The organism is Brevibacillus gelatini (assembly GCF_003710935.1).
Taxonomy (GTDB): Bacteria; Bacillota; Bacilli; order Brevibacillales; family Brevibacillaceae; genus Brevibacillus; species Brevibacillus gelatini.
The window spans coordinates 82,339-95,431 of record NZ_RHHS01000022.1 but is presented as its reverse complement, the minus strand read 5'-3'; the positions used below and the strand labels follow the sequence as shown (position 1 = coordinate 95,431).

13 protein-coding genes are annotated in these 13,093 nt (G+C 54.7%); 10 read left to right on the top strand and 3 right to left on the bottom strand.

The features are described 5' to 3' along the window. Positions 1-149 precede the first annotated feature (149 nt). Together EDM57_RS10190 and EDM57_RS10185 are read left to right on the top strand one after the other, a co-directional pair. Positions 150-2,060, top strand: coding sequence for an ABC transporter ATP-binding protein (locus tag EDM57_RS10190; protein ID WP_122904676.1), 1,911 nt, complete (start codon positions 150-152; stop codon positions 2,058-2,060). Between the two features lie 108 nt (positions 2,061-2,168). Then, the gene (locus EDM57_RS10185) at positions 2,169-2,390 is read left to right on the top strand and encodes a hypothetical protein (protein ID WP_122904659.1); all 222 of its coding nucleotides are present in this window, start codon (positions 2,169-2,171) and stop codon (positions 2,388-2,390) included. Between the two features lie 186 nt (positions 2,391-2,576). On the opposite strand, the gene EDM57_RS10180 is transcribed toward EDM57_RS10185, so the two are convergent. Further along, complete coding sequence (locus tag EDM57_RS10180; RefSeq protein ID WP_122904675.1) at positions 2,577-2,813, bottom strand: hypothetical protein; 237 nt, start codon at positions 2,811-2,813, stop codon at positions 2,577-2,579. A 196-nt stretch (positions 2,814-3,009) separates the two neighbouring features. Here EDM57_RS10180 and EDM57_RS10175 point away from each other — a divergent pair, with 196 nt between their 5' ends. From EDM57_RS10175 to EDM57_RS10165, 3 genes are all read left to right on the top strand, one after another. Continuing rightward, positions 3,010-3,768: a DUF4931 domain-containing protein gene (locus EDM57_RS10175; protein ID WP_122904658.1), complete on the top strand. Its 759-nt coding sequence runs from the start codon at positions 3,010-3,012 to the stop codon at positions 3,766-3,768. Positions 3,769-3,783: 15 nt separating this feature from the next. Next, positions 3,784-4,653, top strand: coding sequence for a GNAT family N-acetyltransferase (locus EDM57_RS10170; protein ID WP_425455797.1), 870 nt, complete (start codon positions 3,784-3,786; stop codon positions 4,651-4,653). 108 nt (positions 4,654-4,761) lie between these two features. After that, positions 4,762-5,892 (top strand): virulence factor, encoded by a 1,131-nt coding sequence (locus tag EDM57_RS10165; RefSeq protein WP_122904656.1) that lies wholly within the window; start codon positions 4,762-4,764, stop codon positions 5,890-5,892. 70 nt (positions 5,893-5,962) lie between these two features. Here the strand turns inward: EDM57_RS10165 and EDM57_RS10160 are convergent, their stop codons facing one another. Then, complete coding sequence (locus EDM57_RS10160; RefSeq protein WP_122904655.1) at positions 5,963-6,649, bottom strand: M15 family metallopeptidase; 687 nt, start codon at positions 6,647-6,649, stop codon at positions 5,963-5,965. A 183-nt stretch (positions 6,650-6,832) separates the two neighbouring features. Between EDM57_RS10160 and EDM57_RS10155 the strand changes: the two genes are divergently transcribed. After that, positions 6,833-8,131 carry a phytoene desaturase family protein gene (locus EDM57_RS10155; RefSeq protein WP_122904654.1) on the top strand — a complete coding sequence of 433 codons (1,299 nt, stop codon included), beginning with the start codon at positions 6,833-6,835 and terminating at the stop codon, positions 8,129-8,131. Between the two features lie 125 nt (positions 8,132-8,256). Here EDM57_RS10155 and EDM57_RS10150 read toward each other — a convergent pair whose 3' ends face one another. After that, complete coding sequence (locus EDM57_RS10150) at positions 8,257-9,069, bottom strand: serine hydrolase (RefSeq protein WP_122904653.1); 813 nt, start codon at positions 9,067-9,069, stop codon at positions 8,257-8,259. Between the two features lie 108 nt (positions 9,070-9,177). Between EDM57_RS10150 and EDM57_RS10145 the strand changes: the two genes are divergently transcribed. From EDM57_RS10145 to EDM57_RS10130, 4 genes are all read left to right on the top strand, one after another. Then, on the top strand, positions 9,178-10,803 hold the full coding sequence (locus EDM57_RS10145) for a peptide ABC transporter substrate-binding protein (RefSeq protein WP_122904652.1): 1,626 nt from the start codon (positions 9,178-9,180) through the stop codon (positions 10,801-10,803). Positions 10,804-10,836: 33 nt separating this feature from the next. Continuing rightward, the gene (locus tag EDM57_RS10140) at positions 10,837-11,571 is read left to right on the top strand and encodes a gamma-glutamyl-gamma-aminobutyrate hydrolase family protein (RefSeq protein ID WP_122904651.1); all 735 of its coding nucleotides are present in this window, start codon (positions 10,837-10,839) and stop codon (positions 11,569-11,571) included. A 211-nt stretch (positions 11,572-11,782) separates the two neighbouring features. Beyond that, a complete protein-coding gene (locus EDM57_RS10135; RefSeq protein ID WP_122904650.1) occupies positions 11,783-12,835 on the top strand; it encodes a DNA polymerase IV in 1,053 nt (350 codons plus the stop codon). A gap of 11 nt (positions 12,836-12,846) precedes the next feature. Further along, positions 12,847-13,044, top strand: coding sequence for a hypothetical protein (locus EDM57_RS10130; protein ID WP_122904649.1), 198 nt, complete (start codon positions 12,847-12,849; stop codon positions 13,042-13,044). Positions 13,045-13,093 lie beyond the last annotated feature (49 nt).

Below are 13,093 nucleotides of genomic sequence, written 5' to 3'. Positions count from 1 at the left end.
AGGCGTACTCGATTGCAGCATGGCAGGGGAGTACGCCTGCTTTTTTGTGCGGCGGCAGGAAATTTGCGGGCAGAGAGTCCCTAGAGCTGCTGCGAAAAAAATGGTACGATTCTGAGAGGATTGCAAATCGAAAAGTACAGGTGACGACCATGCAAATCATTTCAGTAGAAAACCTTTCCAAAAGCTATGGAGAGAAAGTATTGTTTGACAACATCTCCTTTCATATCGCAGAACAGCAGCGGATCGGCCTGATCGGCGTCAACGGCACCGGAAAATCCTCGCTCTTGCGGATCATCGCGGGCCAAGATACGCCCGACAGCGGAAAAATCATTCACGCCAATCATTTTCACGTGGAATATTTGCCGCAAAATCCGAGCTTCGATGAAGAATCGACGGTGCTTGAGCAAGTGTTTTACGGAGAATCCCCGCTCATCCAGCTGCTGCGGGAATACGAGACAGCGCTGGAAGCGGTGCAGCAAGACCCGGATGACGAGAAAAAACAGGCGCGGCTGTTTGCGGTGCAGGGACGGATGGATGCGGCCGACGCGTGGGAGAGCAATACCCAGGCCAAAACGATTTTGACCAAGCTTGGTCTGACCCATTTTTCGCAAAAAATAAAAGAACTGTCTGGCGGTCAGCGCAAGCGGGTTGCGATGGCAAGAGCGCTGATCCAGCCAGCCGATCTGCTGATTCTCGACGAGCCGACGAACCACATCGACAACGAGACGGTAGAGTGGCTGGAGGAATACTTGTCCCGCTACAAAGGCGCCCTGCTGCTCGTCACGCACGACCGTTATTTCCTCGATCGCGTGACGAACCGCACGTTTGAGCTGGATCGCGGCAAGCTGTACAGCTACGAAGGCAACTATGCGACGTTTTTGGAGAAAAAAGCCGAGCGCGAAGAAAACGAGGCGGCGGCAGAGGATAAGCGGCAAAACTTGCTGCGCCGCGAGCTGGCCTGGCTTCGCCGGGGGGCCAAAGCGCGGACGACCAAGCAAAAGGCGCGCGTCCAGCGGGTAGAGGAACTGCGTGATCGGAAGGTGGAAGGTCCGGCGGCGAAGCTGGAGATGGCGCTGGGTGCAAGCCGTCTTGGCAAAAAGGTCATCGAGATCGAGCATATCCAAAAGGCGTACGGGGACAAAAAGCTGGTCGACGACTTCAGTTATATCGTGTTGCCGGGAGATCGCGTCGGGATTATCGGTCCAAACGGCAGCGGCAAAACGACGCTTTTGAACATGCTCGCAGGCCGCATCCAGCCTGACAGCGGAACGATTGAGATCGGCACGACTGTAAAAATCGCCTACTACACGCAGGACAACGTGGAGATGAACGAAAAGCTGCGGGTGATCGAGTACGTCAAGGAAGCGGCGGAAGTGATTACGACGAGCGACGGAGAGAAGATTACGGCTTCGCAAATGCTGGAACGCTTTCTGTTTTCCCCGGCCATGCAGTGGACGCCGATTTCCAAGCTGTCCGGCGGCGAGCGGCGCAGGCTGTACTTGCTGCGGACGTTGATGGGCGAGCCGAACGTGCTGTTTTTGGATGAGCCGACCAACGATCTCGACATCCAGACGTTGAGTATTTTGGAAGACTACCTGGAGCAGTTTCCCGGAGCGGTCATTACCGTTTCCCACGATCGCTACTTCCTGGATCGCACGGTTGACCATCTGTTCGCTTTTGAGGGCAACGGGAAGATTCGCCACTTTACAGGCAACTATTCCGAATATCTGGAAGAAAAACGGAGAGAGAACGCCGCTGCCGAGGCCAAGCAAAAGCCAGCCGAGAAGCAGCCGGCCAGTCAGGCGACTCGCGGCAACAACCGTACGAAAAAGCTCTCCTACAAAGACCAGAAGGAATGGGATACAATCGAGGACAAAATCGCTTCCCTGGAAGAGCGACTTGCGCTTTTGAAACAGGAAATTGCCGAAGCGGGCAGCGACTACGGCAAGGTAGAAAAGCTGTTTGCCGAAGAGCAGCAGGTGACAGCCGAGCTGGAAGCAGCAATGGAGCGATGGACGGAGCTGTCGCTTCTGGTCGAGGAATTGGAGCAAGGAAAGTAATTGACAGCGTGCCAATCTCTGTTTGTTTAGCCAGTTATTGTGGCTGGGAAAGCGACACCGATCTCCTGTAGACTAGAGGAGATTACTAGAGTAGAGGAGTCGCTGTCGTTGCCTGCCTATAAGTTGGACCCGGATTGGGTGATGTCTTACCTCGCGTTGCAAGAAAAAAGGCTCGCTTGTGAAGTCCATCCGAAGGACAAAGAAGCGATCATGAACAAGATCAGGGAAATGACGCTGTCGATCATGTACAAGCAAGCCAGAAGATTTCTCGTATTTTTGGAGATGGAAGACCAGCAGACGGTCGCAAAAAGAAACGAGCAGTGCATGTGAAAAAGACCCGCCTACTTGCAAAAAGGAGGCGGGTCTTTGCATGTCGTCACTGCTGTCGGATGCGCACTGGGGTGCCGATGGAGACGAGCTTCGCCAAGGCGCAATCCCTCCCCTCCCTGTTGCAGCCACTCCCGACATAGCTATGGCTATCTTCTGTGAGCGGGAGAGAGGGGGACTTGGACTCCTTTACCTGAAGGAAGAAAATGTATCAGGATAGCGCAGGCCGTCACGGTAAAACAAGGTGCGTACCCACGCGTACAGCCGAAGCGGGATGGAAGGGAAGACAATCGCCAGCTTGCCTTCTTCCAGGATGGGCAGATCGAGCGGAGACTGGATCTCGTAAGGCACTCCCTCCTGATCGAGCAGCGCCTTGTAGTGGTGGGCTTCACTCCAGCTTACCGGGTAATAAAATGATTTTTCCATCGTATCCAACACCTTTCCGGTTATCACTGCTCCCATTATATGCAACCCTTTTGGGGTAAAAAAAGAAACGAGCGTGCAAAAATTGGAAAAATGGGCCAATTTGTGGCGGGTTGATGGCGGGAGCGAAAATACGTCATGATTTTCCGCACAAATCGGTGTAAAGTGGAGGTATCCAGAAACTGGAGGGGCACTTTGTATGGCGCAGACACATTTGCACTTTAACATGCACATTGGCAGAAAAAAGCCGGAGAGCGTAATCAACAGGGAAACAGCGTGTCCGTTTTGTGATCGCGACAGCTTGACAGACGTGCTGGAGCAGCGCGGTTCCATGATCTGGCTGATGAACAAATATCCCGTCCTGGAGGATACGCATCAGACGGTTTTGATTGAATCAGATGAGTGCGAAGGCGATTGGTCCACCTATTCCCGTGAGCATGCGCACGCCCTGCTCGCCTTTGGCGTGGAAAAATGGCTGGAGATGGAGCAAAGCGGCTCTTTTCGCTCTGTGCTCTTTTTCAAAAATCACGGGCCGTATTCCGGCGGAAGCATTCGTCACCCGCACATGCAGATCGTCGGGCTGAGGGACTACGACTATCGCACACAACTTCGGGACAGCGATTTTTACGGCATCACCATCGACCGACAGTCAGGGGTGGAGTGCTCGCTCTCAACGCATCCGCGCGCGGGCTTTTTTGAGTACAACGTCGTTTTGTCCGACCTGGATTGTCTGCCCAGGATGGCTGATTATTTGCAAATTTTGGCCCGCTGGATTTTGCACCACGTCAATCCGCGCAACCAGAGCTACAACTTTTTCTTCTATCAATGGAAAGAAAAGCTGATCGCCAAGGCGGTGCCGCGCTTCGTGACTTCCCCGCTGTACGTGGGCTATGCGATTCCGCAGGTAGCGAACAATCTGGAGGAAATCGTCGCGGAGATGAGAAGGCGTTATTTTTAGACATACAAAAAAGGAGTGAGTCTGTTGGAATACGAGATTGTTACGACAAAATCCATGTCGGCAGCACAGCTTGAGGAAGTCAGCCAACTGGCTGTCATCTGCAACGAGCACGACGGCATTGATTTGAAAATAAACCCGAGTATGCTGACAAAGCGTTCAGGCGATTATCCGGAAGACTTCCTCTGCTACGCGGACAACAAACTGGTCGGGTTCCTTGGCCTGTACATTTTCCACAACAAAGAGGCAGAGGTCAGCGGCATGGTCCATCCGGCGCATCGGAGAAAAGGGATTTTTACCGGACTGCAGTGCGCAGCCGAGGAAGAATGCCGCAAGCGGGGAATCCCGGACCTGGTGTTTATCGTCCAGAAAAAGGCGCAGTCAGGGGCGGCCTATATGCAGCGGATCGGCGCCAGGTACGAGTTTTCGGAATACTGGATGGATTTGGAAAAACCGGCGCAGGTAGCCTTGGGGCACGCAGTGCAGCTGCGGCCGGCAACAGCAGCGGATGATGAAACGCTGATTCAGCTCAATGTGCTGGGTTTTAAACTGGAGGAAGCAATGGTTCGGGAGATGGCTGAGCGGATGGCGAACGATCCCCTCAACAGCACGTATCTGATTTTGGCGGAGGAGAGGGAAGTCGGGAAAATCAGCGTGAATCGGGAAGGGCAAAAAGCTTTCATCTACGGCTTTTGCGTCCACCCAGACGAACAGGGCAAAGGCTACGGCCGCCAGGCGCTGGCGAAAACGATCGAGCTGATCCAGGCAGAAGGCTTCACCGATGTCTCCCTTGAGGTCGCCTGTGAAAACAACCGGGCGCTCGGGCTGTACGAGTCGTGCGGCTTTGTCGTAAAGTCGGCCAACGATTACTACAGGCTTGCGCTCTAGGCGGCCGTTCGGCGGCAAACTGTTTTTCTCGCACTCGCAGGTTGGCAAACGAAGCAGCTAACGTGCTACCATATAAGGTAGCATTGTGGAAAAAGGAGTGACGAGTGCATGAAACTGTTGTCCATCGAACCGACGCCGAGTCCCAACGTGATGAAGCTGAACGTGGACGAGACTCTGCCAGGTGGCGTGCAGCATGTATATACAAAAGCAGAAGCGCAAAAAGCGCCGGAACTGATGCAGGAGCTGCTGGCGATTGACGGAGTGGCGTCGATTTTTCATACAGCGGACTTTCTCGCGCTGGAGCGGAGGTCGAATGCCGACTGGCAGCGCATTTTGACACAGGCGCGGGAAATTTTGCAGGCGGGAAAAGGGACGGCGATCCCTGTTGTCACTGCGGAGCAGGCGGGAGCTTACGGAGAGGCGCAAGTGTTTATCCAGATGTTCCGCGGCATCCCGATGCAGGTCAAGGTGACGATGGGGACGGAGCAGATTCGCGCCGCCTTGCCGGAGCGCTTCGGACAGGCTGCCGTGCAGGCCGGGTCTGCTTCCCCGAACCTGATTATGGAGCGCAAGTGGGTCGAGCACGGTGTCCGTTACGGCGACTTGCGTGAAATCGGCGATGAGGTAGCGCAGGAGATCGACGCGACGTATCCGCAGAGCCGCGTGGACGAACTCGTCCAGCAGGCGATGCTGCTCGGGCCGGGCGAGACGCCGCAGGTGGCCGAGCGGGAGAAGAAGGTCGTCACACTCGACATGCTCGACGACCCGGATTGGCAAAAGCGCTATGAAGCGCTGGATCGCATGGAGCCGACGGAGCAAGATTTGCCTGTCCTGGAAAAAGCGCTGCGCGATCCGAAGCCGTCCATTCGCAGGCTTGCTGTCGTCTATCTGGGGATGGTCGGAGGCGACAAAGTGTTTCCGCTGTTGTTCGAAGCGCTTCGCGACGAATCCGTGTCTGTGAGACGCACGGCAGGCGATACGCTGTCTGATCTGGGCGATCCGCGGGCGATTGGACCGATGTGTGAGGCGCTCAAGGATAAGAACAAGCTGGTGCGCTGGCGTGCGGCCCGCTACCTGTTTGAAGTGGGCGACGAGACAGCGCTGGACGCCTTGCGTGCTGCCCGGAACGATCCCGAGTTCGAGGTCAGCTTGCAGGTGCAGATGGCCGTACAGCGGATCGAACGTGGAGAAGCAGCCAGCGGGACGGTCTGGCAGCAAATGACAAGACGGAACGACTAGCCTGCTCGATCGCGGCTTCCTGTAGAGGGATGGCCGCGATCGAGTTTTTTTGCGTGAAAAAAGAACAGGGCTACACGCCGCCGTATCGGGCACAGGGGCTTCCGGTCCGGGCGGCCCACGCCTGGTTGCCGTAGTCAAAGTGCCACCATTCGTCTGCGTAGTTGGTGAAGCCGGCGCGGGTCATGACGTGGTAGAGCAGGCGGCGGTTCGCGCGTGCTTTCTGGTCTGCTTCACGCAAGTCTGCGAGCGTCTCGAAATAGCGGGTACAGGCGCGCTCTGAAAAGTCGTCAAAAGCGGTCCCCATCTCCAGCCAGCCGTCAGGACCTGCAATCGTCAAATCGACAGCCCCTCCGGTCAGGTGGCGCGGCGGTTTTGCCGGATTGGCCGTCGGGCGGGCCACAAAGCGGTGCAGCTCGGCGTACATTTCCTCGCTTTCGGTCCAGCCCTGTTCGAGCAGTTGTTGCTTGAAGCGGTCGTACAAAGCTTGCTGCACCTGCAGCGGACGATAGCCGTCCAGCACGACGAGCCGCAGACCGTCAGGAAGCAGCTTGGCCGCTTGCAGCAGCCTGTCGGCGACCGAGCTTCTGACGAGACAGTCCGCCATCGCACCGGCAAGCCCCTCCTTGAAGTAGACCGGATATACCTCCAGTTGTGGGGCATACTGCATGAGAGATAGGAGCGGCTCGTTGTTTTCGCAGATGGCGGGGAGCGTACCTGCTTCTTTTTCCTCGGGCGGAATCGGGATATTCCAGTCCATCTCGGGCATCTCCTTTGCCTTTTTCCCCATCATAGCACACGTCTGTCAGGTAAAAAATGGCATCTGCTAGTATAAAAATAGACACAGTTCAATAATAGTTGACTTCCACCTTACTCATCCATTATTCTATTGTAGTGTTTAGCTCAAGTAATCAACATTGCTAGTGCGTAGGGGAGATTGTGTATGACAACCAATCACTATGACGTTGTTATTGTAGGTGCCGGACTGGCTGGTCTTTCCAGTGCCGCCTACCTGTCGTCGAAAGGCAAAAAAGTTTTGGTACTGGAGCGCGGACAATTGGGTGGTCGCGCCGTTACCTTGAAGATCAAAGGATTCAACTTCAACTTTGGAGCTCACGCCATTTATGCGCGCGACAGCTCCGTTTTGAGAACGTTTGAAAAAGAACTCGGACTCAACATCGACTGGCAAGACTTCAATCCGACAAAAGCAAAGTACGATATTGGGGACGATTTGACTGCTGTTCCTTCCAACGTGCAGGGACTTTTCCAAACCAAGCTGTTAAAAGGAATCGACAAAGTATTATTTACGTTTGAGATATTGAAAACGATGCTGAAAGTGGAAAAAGGCCATCCGCACATGTCGATTCAGAAGTGGATGGAGAAAAAGCAAGTCAGCGAAGACGTGCAAGACATGATGCTGACACTTGCATCCTCCAACTTCTTTACGCGTGAACCGGAAAAAATTCCGTCTGACGTGTTCTTCACGTACTACAGCCGCCTGTTCACCACGAACAAGCCTGTTTCGTACATCGGCGGCGGCTGGCAGGCGCTGATTAACGAATTCGTTCGCGTAATCGAGGCAAACCAGGGCACGATCATGCTCAAGACCAAAGTAGAGAAGGCTCTCGTAGAAAATGATCGCGTGGTTGGAGTGGTGACGCCGGAGGGAGAGTTTACGGCTGATGAGTTCGTCTGCTGTATCCCACCGAAAGAATTGGTAAAAGTATTCGCTGAAACACGCCTGGAGCACGCGGTTGCCCAGCACGCGGAATACGAGCCGACAGTCGTCATGGTTTACGATATTGGCCTGAAAGAACGGATTGATGTGCCGTTCTCCTACATCTACGACAAGCAGAACAATATTTTCATCACAGACATCTCCTACTACGACCGTACTTGCGTGCCAGAAGGCGGACAGCTTTTGCAGGCGACAGCCTACATGCGCCAGGCTGACGTGGGCAACAAGGAAGCGGCAGAGATTCGCAAGCAGGAGATCGAGAATCTGTACGACAAGCACTTCCCAGGCTGGCGCGAGAAACTGGTCGTTCCGCGCGTGTCTGCCCGTGCCGTTGTCCAGGAGATCAAATGGACGATGAACCAAAAGCCAATGCCTACCTTCTTCCCGGACTACCGCAACCTGTTCTTTGCGGGTGACTGGTGCGAAGGACAAGGCCAGCTTTCCGAACTGTCCTTCTCCAGCGCATGGCAAGTGTCCAATCTGATTTTGGAAAAAGACAAGTAAGAAGCGAGCGGGTCATTCCTTTTCGACACCGAAGAGGAAGACCCGCTTTTTTGCGTGGACAGCACAACCGCGAGCCAAAAGAAAAGCTCGTCCGGTGAAACGGGCGAGCGGTGTGTCGTGCGCATTTACCATTTTGGTCCGTACAGATCGTACAGCAGGCGGCCGATGCGCGCCATAACGCTGGCAGCATCTTTTTGCTCCAAGCCTTTGTTGAGCAGGGAGATGCTGATTGCGTGCGGTCCTGTATAGAAAATTCCGACATCATGTGTGATTTTTGTGACCGAACCTGTCTTGTTCGCATACTCCCACTTCGGAACCATGCCGATGATCTCCCCATCCGGATCAGGCAAAAGAAACGGGAAGCGGTCGCGATGCTGCTGCTGCTTTAAGATTGCGATCATTTTCAGACAGCTGTCGTAGGAGATGATTTTTCCCGTCGCCAGGTAGCGGAGGTGGCTGCCGATGTCTGCGGCCGTAATCTCGTTGTAGCCTTCCAGTTCGGCTGGCACGATCATCAGCTTGTTGTAAAAGGAACTGTTTTCCATTCCGGTTTTTTGCATGATGCTGCGAATGCTGTCTGTTCCAACGAGGTCAATCAGCATGTTGGTGGCGGTGTTGTCGCTTTGGATAATCATCAAGGTGACAAGGTCGTACACGGTAAATTCCGTTCCGGGCGTCATGTGTTGCAGGACACCTGCTCCCCCCACGAGGTCTTCCCGGCGCAGCCTGATCTTGTCTTCGAGAGCGAGCTTGCCGGAAAAAACCTCGGCGAAGACTGCGGCCATGATCGGTACCTTGATGACACTTGCGGCGTAGAAGCGCTGATTTTCGTTGACGGCAAGTTTTTCGTTTGTCTGCAAATCTTCCAGGTAGATTCCCCATTCACCGCCAGCCGCTTCAAGCAGCTCTGAAACAGGGGCAAAAAGACCGGATAACATAAGACCCATCTCCTTTTTTATCGTGTAGACAAAATTTTCTCAAGATAATATTATTTATTCATGCTCCGAACAATCAAGCAGGATTATTCCAATGATGGGGGTTTTGTTGTGAAAAAGCTGAAGAAACTGTCGTTTTGCGCGGTTTTGCTGACCAGTCTGGTGTTTGCCGGCTGTGGAACGACGCAAGATGGCACTGCGGAAAATCCGCAAAATGCACAACAGGAGCAGACGACCGCGCCCCAGACGATGCAGGTCAACCTGAACACAGGCGAGCCAAACACCATTGACCCCGGACTGGCAGAAGATATTCCTTCGATGTCTGTTGCCCGCGCCGCATTTGATGGTCTTTTGCGCCTGAATGAGAAGGGCGAGCTGAAGGAGGCAGTCGCCGAAAAGTACGAAGTATCCGCCGATGGCCTGACGTACACGTTCCATCTGCGCGATACCAAATGGTCGAACGGCGATCCGGTGACCGCCCATGACTTTGAATACGCCTGGAAAAGAGTGCTCGACCCTGAGACAGCATCTGGCTATGCGTATCAGCTGTACTATCTCAAAAACGGGGAAGCGTTCAACGCCAGGAAGGCGAAGGCAGAGGATGTCGGCGTCAAGGCGACTGATGACAGGACGCTGGTCGTAACGCTGGAAAATCCGGCGCCTTTCTTCCCGGAACTTGTGGCATCCGTCACCTATTTCCCGGTCAACAAAAAAGTGGTGGAGGGTAACAAGGACTGGGCTGCCAAACCGGAGACGTACATCGGCAACGGCCCGTTCGTCCTGAAAAAATGGGAACACAAATCGGTGATCGAATTTGCGAAGAACGACACCTACTGGGATAAAGACGCTGTTCATCTGTCAACCTTGACCATCAACATGATCGAAGACCCGAACACCGAGCTGTCCATGTTTGAAAAAGGCGATCTGGACTGGGCGGGCTCTCCCCTGGGCGATTTGCCGCTGGATGCCCTCGATGCCCTGAAAGATTCCGGAAAAATGCAGACGCAAGCGACAGCAGGCACGTACTGGTACATTTTCAATACGACGCAAAAGCCGTTTGACAACAAAAAAATTCGCCAGGCGTTTGCCACAGCGGTCAATCGCAAGGAGATCGCCGAAAGCGTCGTGCCGTTCAAGAGCACGCCGGCGACCGGCATCCTCCCGCCGACCATGGCGCTCAACCCGGACGGCTACATCAAGGACGGCGACGTGGAGACAGCGAGGAAGCTTCTGGCAGAAGGCATGAAGGAAGCGGGCCTGACCGAGTTGCCTGAGCTGACCATTTCCTACAATACGACAGAAGTGAACCAGCGCATTGCGACGGTCATTCAGGATCAATGGCGCAAAGCGTTCGGCATCGAAGTCAAGCTGGTGAACAAGGAAAACAAGGTGCACCGCGAGCAAATGAAGGAAGGCAACTTCACCATTGGCCGCGCGAGCTGGATTGGCGACTTCAACGATCCGATCAACTTCCTCGAAGTGTTCAAGGGCGGTTTGAACACGTCGAAGTGGGAAAACAAAGAGTTCCTCGACTTGCTCGCGCAGTCTGCCAAAGAAGGCGACCCGGCAAAACGCAAGGAAATTTTGAAAAAAGCCGACGCGATCGTCATGGATGAAATGCCGGCGCTGCCGATCTACTACTTCACGTATGCGTGGGTGAAGCAGGACAGCGTAAAAGACGTTGTCGTGGACGCACTTGGGTTCATCGACTTCAAATACGCGTCAAATGTCAAGTGAAGAGACGAGAAAGCCGGAAGGGAGTGACTTGTCGTGCGTCCGATTATTGGTGTCGCGTGTACAAAAATGCATTTCCCGAATAACCATCTGGACCAGTTTTTCTATGTCGGGTCCGGCTATGTGGACGGAGTGGCCCGCGCAGGCGGCATTCCGTTCATCCTGCCGCTGTTGACCGTGCAGGAAGCGCCGTTTCGCGAGATGGTCGAATCGCTGGACGGACTGATCCTGACTGGCGGCGACGATCCTGCCCCGCATTTGTACGGGGAGGAGCCGCTGCAAGGGTTGGGGAACATTGAGTACGAACGGGATCTGGCCGAGCTGGCCGTAATCAAGCTGGCGCTGGAGCTGAAAAAGCCGATTCTCGGCATATGCCGGGGAATGCAGATTTTGAATGTAGCGTGTGGCGGCACGCTCATTCAGGATATTCCGAGCCAGGTTCCGGGAGCCTTCCAGCACGCGCAAAAAGGCTCCCGCCAATACGGCGTGCACAAAGTCACGCTCCAGCCCGGCTTTCTGGCGGACGCGCTCGGGCAGCACGAGGTGCTGGTGAACAGTTCTCACCACCAGGCCGTCAAAGACGTGGCGCCAGGTTTTCAGATGACAGGATGCGCGGCTGACGGAGTGATCGAGGCAATCGAGAGTCTCGACGGGCTTGCTGTCGGCGTGCAGTGGCATCCGGAGCGGATGTGGTCGCACGACAGCCAAATGTTTAAAATCGCCCAGGCATTTATTGCCCGGGTAAAGCAGCAGAAGCTGCAAGCATCGTAATGGAAAAAAAGCACAAGCGCATAAAAAAGAGACAGCCGTCCTGCGGCCAGCAGGGCGGTTTTTTCTGTACGTACGCCCCCCAAAAAAGCCATTAAGCTCGCCCAAACCGGGCAGTAAGCACAAAGCGCCGCTGGGTGCGATCCACCGCTTGCGCCGAACGGGCAAAACAGCGATAATACAAATGAGAATGTATGTTTGGTGGTTGTCCGTCATGAAAAAAATTCTTCATCTGGATATTGACGCTTTTTTCGCCAGTGTAGAGCAACTGGATCGGCCCGAATTGCGCGGAAAGCCCGTGATTGTCGGCGGTACCGCCAACCGCGGAGTCGTCTCGACGTGCAGCTACGAGGCGCGCAAATACGGGGTGCGCTCTGCCATGCCTATTGCACTGGCGCGGAAAAAATGTCCGCAAGGGGTGTACCTCCCCGTCCGCTACAGCCGCTATGCCGAAAAATCAGCAGAAATCAGAGAAATTTTTGCTTCCTATACAACACGCTACCAAACAGTCGGTCTCGACGAGGCGTACCTCGATGTATCCGACTACGAAAATGCCGTGCCGGTCGCCCGCGAGCTGAAGCGGCGGATCAAACAGGAGACGGGACTTACGTGCAGCATCGGGCTTTCCTATAATATGTCGCTCGCCAAGATCGCCAGTGATTTGAAAAAGCCGGACGCCTTTGTCATCATCCGGCCCGAGCAGGCATTGGACGTACTGCGCCCGCTGCCGATCGGGACGCTTCACGGTGTCGGCAAAAAGTCGCAGGAGCTGCTCGCAAGAAAAGGCATCAAGACGGTGGAGGACTTTTGGCAGCTTTCGCTGGATGAGGTGGTACAGCTGTTCGGCAAGTTCGGCCGTTCCCTGTACGACCGGGCCAGAGGGGAAGACAGCCGGGAGATCGTGACGGATCGTGCGCCGAAATCGACGAGCCGCGAGACGACGCTGTCCTTTGATTTGTACGACCGCGACTCCATCGCGCCGATTGCCCTTTCGCTGTTGCGCGAGGTCGAGGAAGACGTTCGCGAGGAAGGAGTCGAGCCGCAAACGATCACGCTCAAGATCAAGTACACCGATTTTACGCAAAGAACGAAGCAGCGCAAGGCGGTCCCCGGAGCCAACTGGCAGGAACTGCTGGACGATTTGCTCGATGCGTTTGATTACTCGCCGGGTGTCAGGCTGGTAGGCGTTGGTTTTTCCAATTTTGTCGAACCGCAAAAAGAGCGCTACGAACAGCTTTCGATGTTTCCGTGGAAGCTGGGGCGATAGGAGGGGCTGGGATGGAAGCAGACAATGCGTTTCACTGCTGTGCGACGTGCATTCATTTTCGCGTGGAAAAAACGTCTGGTGGCGTAACCTATCGCTGTTCGCGCCTCACCTACGAGACCCGGCCAGACTATCGCTTTCAATGCTGGACGCCGACAGAGCGGGTCAAGCGGCTGATGGAGACGAGGCAGCAGCAAAACAGAAGGGAATAAAAAAGGGCAACCCCCCGCTGTCACACGAAACTGTGGCAGGCGGGGGGTG